Consider the following 18,579-nt stretch of genomic DNA (forward strand, 5'->3'; position numbering starts at 1 on the left):
AAAGTCACCTCAACATTTTATAGAAAACTTCAGCCATCTTCTCCAAGCTCCCTATCTTTATATGCTCATTTGGCTGATGAGCTGTTCCCTCTCCAATGCCCCAGACAGCTACATCATAACCTCTTTCCCTTAAAAAAGCTGCTACTGTTCCTCCACCCATCCCACAAACCTTAGGCTCAACATTTAAAACCTCTTTTATAGCTCTTTTTAGTTCTCTAACCACTAAGCTATCCTCCTTAGTAAAGTTAGGTTTCTCCAATTTTAATATTTCTCTTCTAACTCTTCCTTCACCACTTGAGTGTATTGGCTTGAAGTTATAGCCTTTTATAAAGTTATCTATCTCACTTATTATTTCTTCTATACTATAATCTGGAAGTATCCTACAATCAAAGACAACCTCAGTTTTCCCTGGGATTGTGTTAGGATTTGTAACTTTATTCTTAACAATTGTAGGCTCAAATGTAGAATACTCTGGAAGGAAAATATTATTTACTTTATTAAACTTACTATATAGCTCTTTATATAGCTTGTTTGAGAAGTCAAAGGCTACTACATTTGAATTAAACCCCTCCTCAGGAACACTTCCATGACACTGCTTTCCTTCAAAGATAAATTTTATCCATAAAATTCCCTTTTCTCCAATTTCTATATAACTCCCATCCTCTGAGCTGAAGTCAGGAACTATGATTAGATCATTTTTATCAAAAATCTCTTTTTCAAAATTTAATAGATACTTTAAGCCATACTTACTACCAGCTTCCTCATCAGAGACATAAATTAAAGATAAATTATATTTACTCTCTTTATCTTCTAAGAGCTTATCTAAGAGTAGGAGAGAAGAGACTATAGCTTTATGGTTATCCTCTGCTCCTCTTCCATAGATCTTACCATCCTTTATAACTGGCTCATAAGGGTTTGTTTCCCAAAGGCTTAAATCTCCCTCTGGAACTGTGTCTAAGTGAGCTATGATATGTAAAGTCTTCTCTCTCCCAAAGTCTGCCTTGAAAACAATATTTGGCCTTAAAATTCCAAACTTGTCTATTGTATTGTATTCTTTTAACTCATAATCTTTAAAGTTATGCTTTTTTACTATCTCTATTAACTTTCTCTTAACATATTCTCCTTTTTCTTTCTCTCCTTCTCCACCAAAATAGGGATTTACAGACCTAATTTTTATCAAATCAGAGGCTAACTCAATAACATCCATAATTATCTCCTCCAAAGGTATGTTGGAGAAAGGCATAAATATTTTAAGTTCCATAACAATAGAAGGAAATAACCTTCCTTGTTCCGGTGGTAGTATGGGAGAGGATTACATCATATATGTAGTGTCAAACTTATTACTTAAAGGATATACAATGACTGAAAAGTTTTGCCCTTACTGTGGCTCTCCTTTAATGAGAAAAGAGGGAAAAGTATTCTGTCCAATCTGTGAGCCTATGGCTTTTCAGCAATAACTCCAAGAGCCTCTTTAACCCTCTTAATTTTAGTGAATCCAACCTTCCTCAACCTCTCCATAACCCCTTTTTGTAAATCCTTCCCTCTATACTTCTTCCCAGGATTCCCTACATAGTGAAATAATCTTCCACCACTCTTTAGAATTCTAAACAACTCTCTATAAAACCCTTCACTGTAAAGATGGCCAGCTAAGCTAAATCTTGGAGGATCATGGATAATAACACTAAACTCCTCATCTGAAAATTTCTTCACAACATCAAAGGCATCCCCTAAGATAACTTTAATATCTCCCTTGAATAGCTCTTCACTGTAAGGATTTATCTTAGCCAACTCTAAGACATTAGGATTTTTTTCTATTGTCACCACTTCTCCTCCTCTTTTATAAGCCTCTATAGCTGTATATCCCAAGCCCATACAAGTATCTAAAACCTTCTCTCCCTTTCTAACCCCAACTGAATTTATCTTATTTAGGGTGTCTTCATAGGGGTTAAGCTCTTTAGTCCTATGCATCCTTATACCATTAATCTCTATGGTTGGTGGAATGGTAGGAACTAACTTATAATAGCCATCCTTAGCTATAGCTGCCTTATAAACTCTACCCTCCTTAATAAAGTAGACACAATTATCTTTAGCTATCTTCTTTAAAATCTCCTTTTCCACTTCTCCCTCTGGAAATATAGCTTTGTCTTCCTTTAAAAAGACTTTCTCTTTTCTATTATCTTTATATAAATTTAGATTAACCTCTATAACCTCCTTTTTTCCCATAGCTTTTAATATCTCTTCAGCCAATGAAGGAGTTAAATAGTTCATAAGTGATCACAGATGAACATTTTGGAGAAGATAAATATTAGCTTAGATAACTTGGTTGAGAGTGCTGTCTCTCTCTATGTGGGTGAGGAAGATATAAAGATTGTGAAAAATAAGGTTAGGGAGGTTATGAAAAAAGAGCTTGAGAATCCTAATACTTACTTACTAATAATGGCTGCCTACCTCTTAGATAGGGAGATAGAGATGGAAGATTTAAACTATATCTATGCTGATGAAGTTATAGGCTTGGCTATAGCCAATGAGATAGCTGGGACTAAAGGAATCTTTAACTTTAGATTTTATGATAAGCATAAGCCAGGGGTTATAGGAGAGTTGGATAAAAAAGGATACATCTTTTTAGATGATGCCATAGCTGGCTTTATTGCTGGCTGTATGAGTAAGGCTTTGGCTCCCAGATGATAGAGCCAGTATCTTCTAACTTTTTAAATGGTAAATTAACCTTTTTTAAGGTTTCAATGAACTTCTTAACCTCTTTTTTGTCAAAGCTCTCTTTATTTATTAGAAAGTCATAGTGCTCTTCAGCAAGAGGAATAAACTTTAACCCATATCTCTCAGCTAAGGGCTTTATACATAAGCCAATATCAGCCTTTCCCATGGTTACAGCTGAGGCTACAGCTGAATGAGTCTTAGCCTCAATATTGTATCCCTTAATTTTGCTCTTCTCTATCTTATTATCCTTTAAGAACTTGTCAAATAATATCCTTGTCCCAGAACCCTTATTTCTATTTATAAACCTTAGATTGTAAATATTCTTTATAATATCTTCTATTGAGTTAATATCCTCTCTCTTAGTTACAAAACCTTGCTCTCTCACATAGCCCCTAACAAGAAGAGCATTATCAACCCTATATTTTTCTAAGAAGGGAATGTTATATCCTAAATTCTCATCCAATAAGTGAATCCCAGCTATGTCAGCCTCTCCTCTTTTAATTGCAAATATTCCCCCTAAAGAGCCAGTATTAACTGTCTTAGCCTTAATATTTCCCTCCTTTAATATTATGTCAATGCCTATACAGTGACTTCCTATAATATTTAACTTGTCAGATAAGCTACTGAATAGATGAACCTCAACCTCTTCATCTTCTAAGATCTCTTTATTCTCCTCTATAACAATGTAGCCATCAGCATCTGATAGTGAAGTTATAGAGCCACTATCCTTATTTACTGGATAGGCTGAGTTTCCAACTATAACCACTGGTAAAAACTCAGTTCTTCCCTTTGCTGAAATATACCTTCCTCTAAACTTAGCCTTTATCCTACTCTTACTTAAACCAAAGAGAGCATCAAAGACTGTTAAGCATGATGTTGGATATCCTGGAAGGCCTATAACTAACTTCTCCCCAATCTTTCCTATAATGGTTGGCTTTCCTGGCTTAATCTTAATACCATGTATTAATATCTCTCCACCCAACTCTTTTATAGCCCTCTCTGTCAAGTCTCCAACTCCTGCTGAGGTTCCTCCACTTAGTAAGATGATGTCACAATCTAAGCCCTCTTTAATTTTCTCCTTTATCTCCTCTAAATCATCTTTAGCTATCCCTAAGATTTTATAGCTATGCCCTAAGCTCTCTATATAGCTGGCCAAGGTGTAAGTATTTATATCATAAATTTTTCCTTTCTCTAACTTTTTTCCAAGCTCTTGAATCTCATTTCCTGTTGAAATTATGGCAAATCTTAATCTTTTATAGACTTTAACTTTCTCTCTCCCAATAGCTGCTAAAACCCCTATCTCCCTTGGAGTTAATAGAGTTCCTTCCCTTAGAACAAGTTCTCCAACCATTACATCTGATCCAGTAAATTGAATATTCTCCATAGGAGCTACAGGCTTAAAGATCTTAACATTCTCTCCTTCTCTTTCAGTATATTCAACCATCACAACAGCATTAGCTCCTTTTGGAATTATTGCTCCTGTAGCTATCTCTACAGCCTCTCCCTCTTTAACTTCAATATCCTTTATCTCTCCAGCCTTTATAGAGCCAATAACTCTTAACTCTACAGGATTGTCTTCATCAGCTCCATAGGTGTCTTCAGCCCTAACAGCATAGCCATCCATCTTAGCCCTGTCATATGGAGGAACATCTATATCAGAGAAGACATCTTCAGCTAAAACTCTATTTAAGCTCTCTAAGATATAAAGCTCTTCAGTATCTTTTAAAAACTCTTTAACAATATTTTTAGCATTCTCCAAGCTCTCCAATTTTAAAAATCTCATGTATATCACAAAAAAATAGTAAAAATTTATTTCTCCAAGCCACACATCTTTCTTAACTTCTTACCAACCTTCTCTATCTCATGCTCCTCTTCCAACCTTCTTAAGGCATTTAAATGTGGTTTTCCAGCAATGTTTTCTAAGCTCCACTCCTTGGCAAATCTACCATCTTGAATTTCTTTTAATATCTCTTTCATAGCCTTCCTTGACTCTTCATTTATAATCCTCTTTCTCCTTGTTAAACCCCCATACTCTGCTGTATTAGAAACATTTTCCCACATTCCCTTTAATCCCTTTTGATAGATCAGATCAACAATTAACTTTAACTCATGGCATGTTTCAAAGTATGCCATCTCTGGAGAGTAGCCAGCTTCAACAAGGGTTTCAAAAGCAGCTTTAATTAACTCAGTAACTCCACCACATAGAACAACTTGCTCTCCAAAGAGATCTGTCTCTGTTTCCTCCCTAAAGGTTGTTTCTATAACTCCTACTCTTGTCAATCCAATAGCTTTAGCCATTCCCAGGGCTATGTTTAAAGCCTCTCCTGTATAGTCTTGATAAACGGCCACTAATCCAGGAACTCCAAAGCCTTCTAAGTATGTCTTCCTAACCATTGCTCCAGGGCTTTTAGGGGCAACCATGGTTACATTGACATTCTCAGGAGGGACAATAAATTTATAATGTATATTATAACCATGTGAAAAGCTTAATGTCTTTCCTTCTGTTAAGTGCTTCTCAATATACTTCCTATAAACAGTAGGTTGAACCTCATCAGGGATCAATAGATGGATAATGTCAGCTTCCTTAGCAGCCTCTTCTATTGTCTTAACCTCATGTCCTTCCTCAACAGCTAACTTCCAACTCTTTCCCTCTGGTCTTAACCCAACAATAACATTTAACCCACTATCCTTCATATTTGAAGCCTGAGCTCTTCCCTGGCTTCCATAGCCTATAACAGCTATAACCTTATCTTTAACAGCATCATAGGTTACATCATTGTCATAGTAAATCTTAACCATTCAACCACCTCTCTATAGTATTATCTCTCTATATGCTTTCTCTTTTGTGTCTAAGATTCCTATAGTGGCTTCTCCAGTTAGATAGCCACAACACTCTCCTGGGTTTATAATTAAAGTGTTGTTGTAAGTTTCAAACAACTTCTTATGAGTATGGCCATAAACAACAACATCATAGAGTCCAGAGTTTATAGCCAAGTCTAAAACTTCTTTATAGTGTCCATGAGTTATAAAAAACTTTAGACCATCTATCTCTATTGAGTGGAAATCTGAAATTATATTTTTGTCATCTATATCCAAGAGCCACTCTTTTAACTTCTCCCTCTCTCCATCATTGTTACCATAGACAGCTATGATGTTAGAGTTTAACTCCTTAAACTCCTTTATAACAAAGAGGCTAACAAAGTCACCACAGTGAATAACCAAATCAACCTCTTCATCATTGAAAATACTTATAGCCTTTCTTATATTGGGAAGATGGTCATGAGTATCTCCCAATATCCCTATCTTCACTCTCTCAACCTCCTTCTAACAGCTTCTGCATGCATCTTTAACCCTTCAGCTTCAGCTAAGGTAATTACAACATCTTTTATATTTCTCAATGCTTCCTTATCAAACTTTTGATATGTAATTTTCTTTAAAAAGGTTTCAACATTTAAGCCAGAGGAACATCTTGAGAAACCTGAGGTTGGTAAAACATGGTTGGTTCCAGAGGCATAGTCTCCTATAGGGACTGGGGAATACTCTCCTAAAAAGATGGAGCCAGCACTCTCTATTTTCTCTAAAATTTTCTCTGGCTCTCTAACAAAGAGCTCAAGGTGTTCAGGAGCATATTCATTGCTAAATTTTATTAAATCTTCAAGCTCTCCATAAAGTATAGCCAAGTTTTTTAAAGCTTCCTTAATAATCTCCTTTCTCTCATCTATATCTTTTAATATCTTCTCCAACTCCCTCTTAACCTCTTCTGCCTTCTCTCTTGAAGTTAAAAGAGCTACACATGAGGCATTTGGATCATGTTCAGCCTGAGCTAAGAGATCAAGGGCTATATAGTTAGGGTTAGAGAACTCATCCCCAATAATTAAAACCTCCGATGGACCAGCTAAGAAGTCTATATTTACTTCACCATAAACCAACTTCTTAGCCAGAGTGACATAAATATTCCCTGGGCCTACAATAATATCAACCTTTGGAATACTTTCAGTTCCATAGGCCAATGCTCCAATTGCCTGAACTCCACCAACTTTATAAATGCCATTAACTTTAACCAAATCTCCAGCTATTAGTGTTGCAGCATTCCCCTTTCCCTCAGGAGTTGGAGGAGAAGTTATATAGATCTCTTTACAGCCAGCAACCTTAGCAGGGATGGTAGTCATGAGAACAGTTGAAGGATAAAAGGCTCTTCCTCCTGGCACATAACAGCCAACCTTTTCAATAGCTCTAACAATTTGCCCTAAAACTCCATTTCTCTCAACTCTCAACTCTTTTATATTCTTCAATTGCTCTTTATGGAAATAGTATATATTCTCCTTAGCCCTTTCAAGAGCTTCCACAACTTTATAATCCACCTTATTGTAAGCTTCTTCAATCTCCTCTCTTGAAACTTTAAAGTCTTCAATCTCAACCTTATCAAAGAGTTTAGTATAATATCTTAAAGCCTCATCTCCCTTCTCTCTCACATCCCTAAGAATTTTAACCACTGAGTCAAAGATATTATCAAAGTTTGCCTTATTTCTATTAATTATTCTTTCTCTTTCCTCCTTTGTAAGCTCATATAAGCTTTTAAAAATCATCTTTTCCCTCTTTTAGCTCTTTAATATCTTGAACAGTGAAAAGCCCATTATTAGGGAGAAGAGTGAAACAACCTTATACATCTCTCCTATTCCTATTACATTAGCTATAGCTCCAAAGAATAGGGAGCCAAACATGAAGCCAAAGTTTAATGAAGTGGTAAAGAGACCTAAACCCTCTCCTCTTCTCTCAATAGGGATTAAGTTGGCTACATAAGACATTAGAGAGGTTGATATTAAGCTTGAACCAATAGCCTGAAGGATGAGGGAGAGCATTATTTTATAAAAGTTATCTGCTAAGGAGAGGTAGAAGAAGCCTAAGCTTACTAAGAGTAGACCAACAATAATAATGTTAAGTCCATACTTATCATACAAACTTCCCAACTTCCTCTGTAGAAGGGCTGATATAATATTTGTAAAGGCTATTAAAAAACCACTGCCATCTAACCCTATTCCAAACCTGTAGGCATAGATGGTTAGGAAAACTATAACTGAAGAGTTTCCCATTAAAATTACTGTGTTAAAAATAAAAGGGATTAAAAACTTTTTATTCTTAAGGTAGAGCTTTAAATTAATTCCTCTACTCTTGTTTTTAAATTTAATATCTCTCAACTTAAAATAGCTTAAAATTGATGCCAAAATTCCTAAGAAGCCACAAAAATAGAATGGAGCTTTAATGCTAAAATGCTCAGCTAAGAAACCTCCAATGATAGGACCAACTCCAAAGCCCATGCCTATGGCTGAATTAAAAAATCCCATATACTGGCCCATCTTCTCCTTTGGAGCTATGGCTGAGATGTAAGAGCCTGCTATTGGAGTTACAAAGGCTGAAAAGACTCCAGTAAAGAATCTTACAATCAAGAGTTCAAAGATGTTAGAGACAAAGTTGTAAAAAAAGGTAGTTAATCCATAAAAGAATGTTCCTAAAGTGAGAAAAAGCTTTTTTCCATAGATGTCTGAGAGGTGTCCAGCAGGGATCTGTGTTATTGTCCTTGCTATCATAAAGATAGAGAAGATGAGAGCAACTTGAAAGTTATTAGCCCCTAAGGTTTTTGCATAAAAAGATAAAATAGGGGCTATAAGGCCAATCCCCAACATTGTGGTGAAGGTTACTATCCAGATGACATAAGCTTCACTCTTCATTCTCCTTCCTCTTTCTTAACAATTTATAACCTCCTATAACTACAGCTAAGATTATAACAACTAAGCCTAAGATGTAAAGAATGTTGGAGCTTGAGCCTCTCTTTACATTTAAGATAATTGGCTCTTGATAGACATAGACATTATCATCTCCCTGATCAGGGTCTCCAGCACATCTTATTTCTAAAGTAATTCTATAAGGCTTAGAGATAGCGTTTTTGTCAACACTCACCACTAAAGCTCCAACTCCTGTCTGGTTTGGATAGAGGGTTCCTATTGTGTCAGATTTCTGTGGATAGTCAAAAGGCTGACCAGAGGTTTTTATAGCTGAAATTCTAACCCTAATAGCTTTTTCATTTCCAATATTTTTTATTTTTATTTTTATTGTGTTGTCCTTTCCAGCACTAACATTAAATTCCTTTGTAAGAATTTCAAATAGTGGCTTAGGCTTTATGTAAATATCTATATACTCAAGTTCCTTATGCTTGTTATTCTCTGGATCTAAGTAAGAGATTTCTAAAGGTAACTTATAGTGCTTAGCTTCAGCATACTTATCCACATCTATATAAAAAGAAACTGTCCTTATAGCTCCTGGTAAGAGGTTACCAATTCCTTTAAAGTTACAATTACTCCAGCTATCTCTAAAAGGCTCTTGAGTTATCAACTTTAACTTCACATCCTTAGCTTCAGCATGTCCATTATTTGCTATAGTTACATCAATCCTTACATAACTGTCTCCAGGCTTAATTTCCTTTGGAGATGTGACAACATTACTTACATCTAAGATAATATCTCCCTTAACATAGGCTCCAACATATAATAACTCAGCTCTCTTAACTCCACTCTCATCAGTCCAAGTAATAACAATTGGTAAAGGATAACTTCCTTCAAATGTCTTAGGAGATGTGTAGAGCTTAACTAACACTGTTCTACTCTCACCAGGTTTTAAAGTTGGAATATAAAATTTAGACTCTCCAACTGGGTAAATTAAGGAAAAGTTTAATGGAATTGGAGTAGGAACTATCTCTCTATTATTCTCAGAGATGGTTGTTGAATAAACCACTGTAGTCTTTGAATAACTTCCAACTTCTTCAGTCTCCAACCTATAACCAACATAGACAGAGACATCTTTAGCCTTTCCTTTCCCAGCATTTTTAATAGTTAGGGGAACAACCATAGTTTTAGCTGGCACTAAGGAGAAGTTTCCACTAACTATAAAGTTGGCTTCACCATAAACAGGAAGGTAGAAAATTTTTGAGTAATTGTAATAATATTTGTCTCCACTATCTTTATTTACTAAGTAGTAAGAAACATGAATCTTTATTTTATACTCTCCAGACTCAGCATTTTCATTGACATGTAGCTTAAAATAGGCTACATAGCTCTCTCCACTATCTAACTGATCAACTACACAAACTCCCTTTTTAGGGTTTACTTGCTTAAGCTCAAATGGATAGTAAGGCTCAATAGAAATTATTAAATTTCTAATCTCATAGTTATCATTGTAGTTATCATTATAAACCTTAACCCAGAGATCAACATCATCTCCTGGGTGTATAACCTTTGGATTATACTCTGGCTCAAATATTTGTAGAGCTAAGGCTGAAGGTAGGAGAAGGAGTAGGAAAGCTACTAAATATTTTCTCATTATCTCACCTCATTTGAATATTAATTTTTTTATTCTTGCTAATATTGGATGGATGTAAAGTTCATCTATAACTAAAACTGCTGGAAGGAAGAAGATGGTTAAGAGACAACAAAAGGTTATTCCAGCTCCACAAACCTTTCCCAAGTTTCCCATCATTGGGAGAGGAGCTATAGTTAGAGATAACAAGCCAGCTACAGTTGTTGCTGCACTTGCAAGTATTGAAGAGCCAGCATACATTACTGTGTGAGAAGCAGCTTCTATAGGATCTCTTCCTTTCTCTCTCTCCTCATTGTATCTACTTCCAAAGTAAATTCCATAGTCTATTCCCAAACCTAAGACTAAGGAGCCAACTGCTGAGGTAGCCATATCTAAGGGGATTCCAAATAAGCCCATAAAACCCCCTGTCCAGATGAGGGCAAAGATTAGAGGAGAGAGAAGAAGAACTGAAGTAACCTTCCTAAAGTGTAGCAAGATTATAAAGAGAATAGCTAACATAGCTACAGATGTTGTTATGGCTTGACTTTCATTCATCAACTTACCAATAATTGCCCTCAATGCTGGAGTTCCTGTTTGTATAGCCTCAACTCCGGGAGGAAAAGGAGTTTCTCTTATGTACTCATTTATTTGCTCATAAATTTGCTTGTTCTTCTTTTCATCTCCTCCAACATCTGTAAAGGCTGTGATTGTTAACATAGAGAAGTCTCTATTGAATAGTTTATATCTTTCATTTTCTGGTAATTTATTTAGAAGCTCTTTCACTGTTTCAATGTCATTAGGAAGAACTCCACCATTCAGCTCTTTAATAACATCAACTGGTGAGCTAACCTTTGTAATTCCACTGATTGTTCTTATATTCTCTTCTAAGGTTTCAATAGCCCTTAAAACCCTTGGATCTCTAATGTCAGTAACCTTATCTGTAGCATCTGAGGGAACAATTTTAACAACAATCATATCTACATCAGTTCCTCCAAACTCACTCCTAACTTCATAAATCTCCTGAACAGCTGGCAGATCCTGAGGAAGCATCTTCTCATAGGAGGTTTGCTTCTTTATATGGGTGGCTTCAAAAGCCATAAATACAGTTATGAGTAAAACAACAGCTATAACCAAAAAGGGATGTCTTGCAGAAAATTCTCCAACATCCTTAAGGATCTCTTTTAGCATGTAAAATCCCTCAATCCAGTTCTTCTAAAACTTTTAAAATTTTTTCAGAGAGAATAAGCATTTTTCTAATTTTTTCTAACTTCTTCTCATCTAAGTTCTCCTCTTTTAACTTTTCATAGTAGCTCTTTATGATCTCATGCTTTCTCCTTGCTATATCTTTAATTGATGAAAAGCTCTCAGAGATTTGATAGAAATTCTTTCTTTCTCCTTCTATCCAGGTTCTTTTTACAAATCCAAGCTCTTCCAACTTCTTCAGTGACATGCTGGCATTTCCCTTACTTATTTTAAGCTCTTCAACAATCTCATCAAGGCTCATGGGCCTTTCATAGTAAAATAAAAGTCCATAAATGGCTCCAACACTCTTACTTAGCCCATGAACCCTGGCAATCTCTGAGAACATCTCTATTATTAATTTTTTTGAATTCATGATATTCACTACATTCAGAATGTTCAGAAATTTTTGAACAAAATTATTTATGGAAGGGGTATATAAAGGTTATGTAAAATCTTGGTGATAGGATGAGAGTAACTATCTATTCTCCTGAAATTTACACCTATGGCTCTATGTTAGTTGGAGGAATTTTAAAAGAGAAATATAAAGTCCATTTAATTAGAAAACCTGATAATATCTTATTTTTGAAGTCAGATGTCATCATCTTTAGCCTCTACTCTACCCTCCACATCATTGATAACAAAATAAGGGAGCTAATTAACTTTATAAAGAGAGCAAATAAGAAGGCTAAGCTCTATGTAGCTGGCTGTATCTCCACATATCCAGAGATTATATTAAATGAGCTAAATGTTGATGGAGTTATAATAGGAGAGGGAGAAATAACAACTCCAAGAATCTTAGAGGGAGATGAAGAAGGGTTAGCCTATAGAGAGGGAGACAATATAATAGTAAATTACCCAAAGGAAAAGCCAAGTTTAGATCATCCTCTCCCATTAATTCCTAAGGATATTGGTGAGCAGAATATAAGAGGAGCTAATGTTTATATTGAAACACATAGAGGCTGTTTAGGAAACTGTACCTTTTGCCAAGTTCCTAAGTTTTTTGGGAAAGAGATTAGAAGTAGAGATGTGGAGTTAGTTGTTGAAGAGGTTAAAGAATTCAAAAAAAGAGGAGCTAAGAGGATAGCAATAAGTGGAGGGACTGGAAGCTTATATAACTTCAAAAAGTCAGTGAATAGAGAAAAATTTTATGAGTTGTTGGAAAAGCTCTCTTCCATAGTGGGAAAGAGTAATCTTTCTGTGCCAGATATGAGGGTAGACTATGTTGATGAAGCTATATTAGAGGCTATAAAGAACTATACTATAGGATGGGTATTTTATGGAATAGAGAGTGGAAGTGACAAAGTTTTAAGAGATATGAAGAAAGGAGTTAATACTAAAAAAATCATGGATGCTATAAAGTTGGCTAAAGACTTAAATGTTAAGGTTGCTGGAAGCTTTATTGTTGGTTATCCTACTGAAACTGAAAAAGATTATTTATTAACCAAAGACTTTATAGTTGATGCTGAGCTTGATGATCTCTTTGTATCAATAGCTGAGCCAATCCCTACAACTGAGCTATGCTCTTTAGTATTAAAGATTCCTAAAGAGGAGAATCCAACATTTAAGAGACATGAAGGAATATATAGAAGGTTAAACTTAACTGAAAGTGAAGCCAGATGCTTTGATCTCCTAATACATGGAGAGATGTGGAAAACTAAACCAAGGCCTTTAACTAAAGAGCTTTATAGCTTATTCCTAAATGAAGCTAAGAGTCAGGGAAGAGACATTAAAAAAATAACTGAGCTAATCTTTAAGTATAAAGAGTATTTAATTACTTAATGAGGTGAGAGGATGAAAATAAAGGTTGGTGTCTTAGGAGCCACTGGAATGGTTGGACAAAGGTTTATTCAATTTTTAGCTGAGCACCCAATGTTTGAATTAACCACCTTAGCAGCATCAGAGAGAAGTGCAGGGAAGAAGTATAGTGAAGCAACAAATTGGTACTTAGATGTTGAGATGCCAGAGAAGGTTAGAGATTTAATAGTTACAACCACTGACCCAAAAAATAAAGAATTTGAGGATGTTGATATTGTTTTCTCAGCTCTACCATCAGATTTAGCTAAGAAGTTAGAGCCAGAGTTTGCAAAAGAAGGAAAATTAGTTTTCTCAAATGCTTCAGCTTACAGAATGGAAGAGGATGTTCCTTTAGTTATTCCAGAGGTTAATGCTGATCACTTAGAGTTAATAGAGATTCAAAGAAAAAAGAGAGGATGGGATGGAGCTATTATAACAAATCCTAACTGTTCAACCATCTGTGCAGTTATAACCCTAAAGCCAATAATGGATAAGTTTGGCTTAGAAAGTGTTTTTATAGCAACCTTACAGGCAGTTAGTGGAGCTGGCTATAATGGAGTTCCATCCATGGCTATACTTGATAACCTAATCCCATATATTAAGAATGAAGAGGAAAAAATGCAGACTGAGAGTTTAAAACTCTTAGGAACCTTAAAAGATGGTAAAGTTGAATTTGCCAACTTTAAGTTAAGTGCTTCCTGTAATAGAGTTCCTGTCATAGATGGACATACAGAGTGTATATTTGTAAAAACCAAAGAAGAGGCTGAGCCAGAGGAAATTAAAGAGGCTATGGACAAGTTTGACCCTTTAAAGGATCTTAACCTACCAACCTATGCTAAACCAATAGTTATTAAAGAAGAGAGTGACAGACCTCAGCCAAGGTTGGATAGAAATATAGGAAATGGAATGAGTATAGTGGTTGGAAGGATAAGAAAAGACCCTATCTTCACTGTAAAGTATGTTGCTTTAGAGCATAACACAATAAGAGGAGCTGCAGGAGCAAGTATTTTAAATGCTGAATACTTTGTTAAGAAGTATTTATAAAAAATTTTTTAAACTTTAAATTTACTTGCTGACATGGCTATTTTATCTGATATTTCACTTATTTTCTCTGTAGCTTTTCTAATCTCCTCTATAACCCTATTTTGCTCTTCAACACTGGCAGTTAATTCCTCAGCAGTAGCAGCAAACTCCTCTGAGATTGAAGCGACGTCTTGAACATTTCTTAATGCCTGTTCAACATTGTCCCTGGCTTCTTGTGCATCTCTTTTAATTTCTTCTATAACTTCCATAGCTCTATCAACAGACTCCTTTATCTTTAAGAATGCGCTATTAACCTCATCTATAGCTACAACTCCATTATCAACTTCATTCTTTCCAGTTAATCCTAAGTCTATAGTTTTCTCTATAGCTTCACTTATTTCTTCGACCGTCTTATTAATGTCGTCTACAGACTTTCCAATCTCTTCGGCTAAGCCTTTAATTTCACTTGCAACTACAGCGAAACCTCTTCCAGCCTCTCCAGCCCTTGCTGCTTCAATAGAAGCGTTTAAAGCTAATAAACCTGTTTGCTCGGCGATATCTTTAATTAAAGCTGTAATCTCATTAATTTTCTGGCTCTTCTTACCAAGCTCTTCTAACGCTCTTCCTAATTCATCAATAACGTTAGCTATTCTTTGCATTGTTTCTATAGCTCTTTCAACTTTTTCTAAACCAACTTTTGAATTCTCTTCAACAATATTTATAGCCTCAACTCCCTTTAAACTTTCGTTATAAACGTTTTCAGCGATTTTAGTGGTGTCTTCAAGATCTTGGGTTACGTCTTGTAACTTATTAGACTGATCTGTTGCAGCTGTAGCCACTTGGTTAGCGGCATCAGCGATTTGGTCAGAAGTTTCTTTAGCTTTATCTAACTCTTCTTTGATAATCTTAAGCTCCTCATTTAGAATGATAACTTCTTCTTTTAAGCTCCTTATCATATTTGATATATTGTCCAAAGCTCTGTTAATAAGCTTTTGTATATTTACATTATCTAACTTAACACCATTTTGAACTAAACTTTCATTCATTCTTGCAGTTAAATCTCCATTAGCCACTCTACTCATAACCCTCTCTACGTCCTTTATAATAACCTCCATAACTTTCTGTCTATATTCAATTTCCTCCTTCTGCTTTCTAAGACTTTCAACCATTTTATTAAAACCATCTACTAAGATTCCTAATTCTCCATCGTATTTACCTTCAATCTTAACATTAAGGTTTCCACTAAGTATTTCCTCAACTGCACTAACTAAGTCATTTATTAAAACTGTATATTTCCTGGTTACTACAACGGAAACCCCTAATCCAATTAATAGCCCTAATATAAAACCAATTATCACAGTCCTTCACCACACAATAATTATTTATGATTCTCTATTAGCTAAAGTATCTTCCTCAGGATATGCTGGTAGATTATGCTCAACAATATCTAAACCTCTTATTTCAGCTTCTCTTCCAACTCTTAAGCCATTACATAAAAACCCTATAGCTATAGTAACAACATAACCTAAAACAATTCCATAAAACGCACAGAAGATAGATCCAATTATTTGACTTAATAGTAAGTCAATATCCGGATTACTAACTATATGCATAACACTATCTGGATCTACTCCCACCCCTCCTAAGGCTTTCATTCCAAAGATTCCTGCTAAGATAGCCCCTACAATTCCAGCAGTTCCATGAACTGGAACTACTCCACAAACATCATCTATTTTTCTATTTTCAAGGAATCTATAAACTATTGGAACCTGTAATCCAGCAATTAACCCTATAATTAAGCCGGCTATTGGGCTAACTATATCTGTTCCAGAACAGATAGCTACTAAACCAGCAACAAGACCGTTAGTCATAAAAAGAGGATCTTTTTTAGAGGTTATTAAAGCTCCTATAGCCCCTCCAGCCATAGCTAAGGTTGTAGTTGCACAGACTAATCCACTAATATCTTTCAGTGCGAGGGCACTCCCTATATTAAACCCATACCATCCAAATGCTAATATAAACGCTCCAAATGCCGCTAAAGGAATGTTATGCCCTAAAATCGGAATTGGTTTTCCATCTTTAAATCTACCAATTCTTGGACCTAAAGCAGCTATAGCTCCTAAGGCTAAGAAGCCACCTAAGCCATGAACCACTAAACTACCAGCATAGTCGTGCCATGGAACAATTGAAGCTCCCCATGGGCCAAGATAGACGAAGAGAGGATAGAGTAAGCCGGTAATAATTATTGAAATAATGACATAAGCGCTAAACTTAATTCTCTCAGCAACTCCTCCTGAGACTATTGTAGCAGCTGTTGCAGCGAAAACTAAACCATAAAACCAATTTGCTAATTCAATCCCATTATTTTCTAAAAATGGAGTAGCCTTCACTATCTTGATCCACCAATCTAAAAAATCGGAGGGATTTATTGAAGAACATAAAATACTCCCAATAAATAACCATGAAACACAACCAATACACCAATCAAACATATTTTTCATTATAACATTAACAGCATTCTTTTTTCTAACTTGACCACATTCTAACATTGCAAAACCTAACTGCATTATAAAAACTAATGCACCCATCACACAAAGAAAAAATACGTTACCTGCTACTGTTAGTGTATTCAAAGCTTCAAGTATTGTATTAACATCTCCCATTTTTATTATACCCTCCTTAACTTTATCATTAAACTAAAAAATTTGGAGAATATAATTTTTAGTATATGGTATTAGCCTTATTAATATCAAATTTACTATAAAGACCATATATAAAAATTTTATTAATTTGTTAAAAAATGAGAGAATTTTTTTTATAAGCTCTCATAAAATCTTTTCATTAAAAGAGCATCTTTTTCTAAAAGAGGGCTTTCACAAATAACCTTTCCCTCAGCACAGAAGTCTTTTAAAGCTCTTAAGGCATCTTTATAGTTAAAGTTTGACCTTTCTAAGGGCAGATGTCTCTTTTCTCCACCTTTGCCAAACTCTATTCCTGACATGTGAATATGCATGTCCTTAACTCCAACACTCTCCTCAATCTTCTCCAAGATTCTATAAAAGTCTTCATAACTATTTATTTTCCCATAGCTCCTTGCATACAAGTGGGGGAAGTCTATACAAGGCTTTAAGCTTAGCTCTGAGCATAAAGTTAAAGTTTCTTCTAAGGTTCCAAATTGAGAAACCCTTCCAGTGGTTTCTGGTCTTAGTGTAATATCAATATTGCGCTCATTAAAATAGTCTAAAACTTTCTGTAAATTCTCTTTAATATTCTTGTAGCACTCTTCTTTACTTTTATTTAAATAGTAGCCAGGATGAAACACTAAATCTTTCCCACAGTGTCTAAGAACCTTGGCACTCTTTATTAATCTATAAATACTTCTCTCAATTTTTTCCTTTTCATTGGCATTTAAATTAATATAGTGAGGAGCATGAGCTGAAAATTTTAAATCTTTATTCTTCTCCTTTAATATCTTAGCATAGTCCTCTTTCATATAAACTCCATTGACAAACTCAAGCTCTAAGGCATTAAGATTTAAGGACTTAAGTAATTCTGAGAACTTAAATTCATCTCCATGACAGGCAGAGCCAAAGATTAGCAAGAACTCACCTAATTAATATGTTGTTCTTTAAAAGCTCTATTCTTAAGCCTAACTTTGCTGGAACAACCTTTATATTTGTGTTCTCCTCAATATACTTAGCCTCTTTTAAAGGATTTGTCATCTTAACTCCCATATGGTTCATAATTAATAGTTCTGGCTTATTTTCCATAGAATTTATTAGATCAATGACATCATTTGAGCATAAATGTCCCCTAATCTTCTCATTCTTTTTTCTAACTATATTGGCTATTAAAACCCTAACTCCATCAAAATCTTTAATTAATGAGGGAATAAATTCAGTGTCTGATGTATAGCCAATATCTCCATACTTGGTTTTCAACCTAAAACCTATCCCAAAGGGATCTCCATGCTTTGTTTTTGTTGCTTTTATTGTTGTGTCATATAATTTAAGCTCATCATTAGGATAGAGAGCTTTAACCAACTCTAACTTTGACTGATGATACTTAGAGATAACATATTCATATTCTCCAAAACCTTCAACAACTGTTAAAGAGCCTATAAAGATTCCTCTTTTCCTTGTCATCCCATTAGTTATGGCTTCAACTATAATCTCTCCATCATTGTAATGATCAGGATGACAGTGAGAGATAAATAAAGAGTTGGTTTTCCATGGAGAGATCTTTAATTGATTTAGCCTAACAATTGCTCCAGGTCCTGGATCTACATGGAGTTTAAGCTCATCAGTGTGTATTCTAAACCCTCCTGTGGGCTTCTTTTGTGTAATTGTTGCCCATCTCCCTCCTCCACTGCCTAAGAAGATGATCTCAACATTCATACTAAAAACCTTCCTTCTGAAAATTTAATAAATATTATTAAGCTTTACTAAAGGATTAAAA

Annotated in this window: 18 protein-coding genes; 4 read left to right on the forward strand and 14 right to left on the reverse strand. The window is 35.1% G+C overall.

Features of this window, described 5'->3' with window-relative positions; all coding sequences use genetic code 11:
* Nucleotides 1-4 precede the first annotated feature (4 nt).
* Nucleotides 5-1,207, reverse strand: coding sequence for a M20 family metallo-hydrolase (locus METIN_RS00450; protein ID WP_013099510.1), 1,203 nt, complete (start codon nt 1,205-1,207; stop codon nt 5-7).
* Nucleotides 1,208-1,301: 94 nt separating this feature from the next.
* Here METIN_RS00450 and METIN_RS07510 point away from each other — a divergent pair, with 94 nt between their 5' ends.
* Complete coding sequence (locus METIN_RS07510) at nt 1,302-1,457, forward strand: Sjogren's syndrome/scleroderma autoantigen 1 family protein (RefSeq protein WP_013099511.1); 156 nt, start codon at nt 1,302-1,304, stop codon at nt 1,455-1,457.
* Here METIN_RS07510 and METIN_RS00455 read toward each other — a convergent pair.
* Nucleotides 1,438-2,268 (reverse strand): class I SAM-dependent methyltransferase, encoded by an 831-nt coding sequence (locus METIN_RS00455; RefSeq protein WP_013099512.1) that lies wholly within the window; start codon nt 2,266-2,268, stop codon nt 1,438-1,440. The two genes, METIN_RS07510 and METIN_RS00455, sit on opposite strands and share 20 nt — an antisense overlap.
* A gap of 12 nt (nt 2,269-2,280) precedes the next feature.
* On the opposite strand from METIN_RS00455, the gene METIN_RS00460 reads away from it, so the two are divergent.
* Nucleotides 2,281-2,685, forward strand: a complete 405-nt coding sequence (locus tag METIN_RS00460; protein WP_013099513.1) for a phosphatidylglycerophosphatase A — start codon at nt 2,281-2,283, stop codon at nt 2,683-2,685.
* Here the strand turns inward: METIN_RS00460 and METIN_RS00465 are convergent.
* The 8 genes from METIN_RS00465 to METIN_RS00500 are packed head-to-tail and all read right to left on the reverse strand — an operon-like array spanning nt 2,645 to nt 11,677.
* Complete coding sequence (locus METIN_RS00465) at nt 2,645-4,498, reverse strand: molybdopterin biosynthesis protein (protein WP_013099514.1); 1,854 nt, start codon at nt 4,496-4,498, stop codon at nt 2,645-2,647. The genes METIN_RS00460 and METIN_RS00465 overlap by 41 nt on opposite strands.
* Before the next feature lie 26 nt (nt 4,499-4,524).
* Nucleotides 4,525-5,514 carry a ketol-acid reductoisomerase gene (gene ilvC, locus METIN_RS00470; RefSeq protein WP_013099515.1) on the reverse strand — a complete coding sequence of 330 codons (990 nt, stop codon included), beginning with the start codon at nt 5,512-5,514 and terminating at the stop codon, nt 4,525-4,527.
* Nucleotides 5,515-5,526: 12 nt separating this feature from the next.
* Nucleotides 5,527-6,024 carry an MJ0936 family phosphodiesterase gene (locus METIN_RS00475; RefSeq protein WP_013099516.1) on the reverse strand — a complete coding sequence of 166 codons (498 nt, stop codon included), beginning with the start codon at nt 6,022-6,024 and terminating at the stop codon, nt 5,527-5,529.
* Nucleotides 6,021-7,301: a histidinol dehydrogenase gene (gene hisD / locus METIN_RS00480; protein WP_013099517.1), complete on the reverse strand. Its 1,281-nt coding sequence runs from the start codon at nt 7,299-7,301 to the stop codon at nt 6,021-6,023. The genes METIN_RS00475 and hisD overlap by 4 nt, the downstream gene beginning before the upstream one ends.
* A gap of 12 nt (nt 7,302-7,313) precedes the next feature.
* Nucleotides 7,314-8,441: an MFS transporter gene (locus METIN_RS00485; RefSeq protein ID WP_013099518.1), complete on the reverse strand. Its 1,128-nt coding sequence runs from the start codon at nt 8,439-8,441 to the stop codon at nt 7,314-7,316.
* On the reverse strand, nt 8,431-10,086 hold the full coding sequence (locus tag METIN_RS00490; RefSeq protein ID WP_013099519.1) for a COG1361 S-layer family protein: 1,656 nt from the start codon (nt 10,084-10,086) through the stop codon (nt 8,431-8,433). The genes METIN_RS00485 and METIN_RS00490 overlap by 11 nt, the downstream gene beginning before the upstream one ends.
* A 9-nt stretch (nt 10,087-10,095) precedes the next feature.
* Nucleotides 10,096-11,250 (reverse strand): efflux RND transporter permease subunit, encoded by a 1,155-nt coding sequence (locus tag METIN_RS00495; protein ID WP_013099520.1) that lies wholly within the window; start codon nt 11,248-11,250, stop codon nt 10,096-10,098.
* Nucleotides 11,251-11,260: 10 nt separating this feature from the next.
* Nucleotides 11,261-11,677 (reverse strand): GbsR/MarR family transcriptional regulator, encoded by a 417-nt coding sequence (locus METIN_RS00500; protein WP_013099521.1) that lies wholly within the window; start codon nt 11,675-11,677, stop codon nt 11,261-11,263.
* A 92-nt stretch (nt 11,678-11,769) separates the two neighbouring features.
* Here METIN_RS00500 and METIN_RS00505 point away from each other — a divergent pair, with 92 nt between their 5' ends.
* On the forward strand, nt 11,770-13,083 hold the full coding sequence (locus tag METIN_RS00505; protein ID WP_013099522.1) for a methyl-coenzyme M reductase glutamine C-methyltransferase: 1,314 nt from the start codon (nt 11,770-11,772) through the stop codon (nt 13,081-13,083).
* 12 nt (nt 13,084-13,095) lie between these two features.
* Complete coding sequence (gene asd, locus METIN_RS00510; protein ID WP_013099523.1) at nt 13,096-14,142, forward strand: aspartate-semialdehyde dehydrogenase; 1,047 nt, start codon at nt 13,096-13,098, stop codon at nt 14,140-14,142.
* A gap of 8 nt (nt 14,143-14,150) precedes the next feature.
* On the opposite strand, the gene METIN_RS00515 is transcribed toward asd, so the two are convergent.
* The 4 genes from METIN_RS00515 to METIN_RS00530 all read right to left on the reverse strand — a co-directional run bounded on the left by METIN_RS00515 (nt 14,151) and on the right by METIN_RS00530 (nt 18,518).
* Nucleotides 14,151-15,479 carry a methyl-accepting chemotaxis protein gene (locus METIN_RS00515; protein WP_013099524.1) on the reverse strand — a complete coding sequence of 443 codons (1,329 nt, stop codon included), beginning with the start codon at nt 15,477-15,479 and terminating at the stop codon, nt 14,151-14,153.
* A gap of 24 nt (nt 15,480-15,503) precedes the next feature.
* The gene (locus METIN_RS00520; protein WP_013099525.1) at nt 15,504-16,784 is read right to left on the reverse strand and encodes an ammonium transporter; all 1,281 of its coding nucleotides are present in this window, start codon (nt 16,782-16,784) and stop codon (nt 15,504-15,506) included.
* A 152-nt stretch (nt 16,785-16,936) separates the two neighbouring features.
* Nucleotides 16,937-17,722 (reverse strand): TIM barrel protein, encoded by a 786-nt coding sequence (locus METIN_RS00525; RefSeq protein WP_013099526.1) that lies wholly within the window; start codon nt 17,720-17,722, stop codon nt 16,937-16,939.
* A gap of 4 nt (nt 17,723-17,726) precedes the next feature.
* A complete protein-coding gene (locus METIN_RS00530; protein WP_013099527.1) occupies nt 17,727-18,518 on the reverse strand; it encodes an MBL fold metallo-hydrolase in 792 nt (263 codons plus the stop codon).
* Nucleotides 18,519-18,579 lie beyond the last annotated feature (61 nt).

This window comes from Methanocaldococcus infernus ME, from assembly GCF_000092305.1.
Taxonomy (GTDB): domain Archaea; phylum AGJL01; class Methanococci; order Methanococcales; family Methanocaldococcaceae; genus Methanocaldococcus; species Methanocaldococcus infernus.

Bases quoted from the DNA above. Each gene is read 5' to 3' on its own strand.
- METIN_RS00460 (WP_013099513.1), top strand. From the start codon at position 2,281: ATGAACATTTTGGAGAAGATAAATATTAGCTTAGATAACTTGGTTGAG.
- METIN_RS00485 (WP_013099518.1), bottom strand. From the start codon at position 8,441: ATGAAGAGTGAAGCTTATGTCATCTGGATAGTAACCTTCACCACAATG.
- METIN_RS00490 (WP_013099519.1), bottom strand. From the start codon at position 10,086: ATGAGAAAATATTTAGTAGCTTTCCTACTCCTTCTCCTACCTTCAGCC.
- METIN_RS00500 (WP_013099521.1), bottom strand. From the start codon at position 11,677: ATGAATTCAAAAAAATTAATAATAGAGATGTTCTCAGAGATTGCCAGG.
- METIN_RS00520 (WP_013099525.1), bottom strand. From the start codon at position 16,784: ATGGGAGATGTTAATACAATACTTGAAGCTTTGAATACACTAACAGTA.
- METIN_RS00530 (WP_013099527.1), bottom strand. From the start codon at position 18,518: ATGAATGTTGAGATCATCTTCTTAGGCAGTGGAGGAGGGAGATGGGCA.
- METIN_RS00465 (WP_013099514.1), bottom strand. From the start codon at position 4,498: ATGAGATTTTTAAAATTGGAGAGCTTGGAGAATGCTAAAAATATTGTT.
- METIN_RS07510 (WP_013099511.1), top strand. From the start codon at position 1,302: ATGGGAGAGGATTACATCATATATGTAGTGTCAAACTTATTACTTAAA.
- asd (WP_013099523.1), top strand. From the start codon at position 13,096: ATGAAAATAAAGGTTGGTGTCTTAGGAGCCACTGGAATGGTTGGACAA.
- METIN_RS00450 (WP_013099510.1), bottom strand. From the start codon at position 1,207: ATGGATGTTATTGAGTTAGCCTCTGATTTGATAAAAATTAGGTCTGTA.
- METIN_RS00495 (WP_013099520.1), bottom strand. From the start codon at position 11,250: ATGCTAAAAGAGATCCTTAAGGATGTTGGAGAATTTTCTGCAAGACAT.
- ilvC (WP_013099515.1), bottom strand. From the start codon at position 5,514: ATGGTTAAGATTTACTATGACAATGATGTAACCTATGATGCTGTTAAA.
- METIN_RS00505 (WP_013099522.1), top strand. From the start codon at position 11,770: ATGAGAGTAACTATCTATTCTCCTGAAATTTACACCTATGGCTCTATG.
- METIN_RS00455 (WP_013099512.1), bottom strand. From the start codon at position 2,268: ATGAACTATTTAACTCCTTCATTGGCTGAAGAGATATTAAAAGCTATG.
- hisD (WP_013099517.1), bottom strand. From the start codon at position 7,301: ATGATTTTTAAAAGCTTATATGAGCTTACAAAGGAGGAAAGAGAAAGA.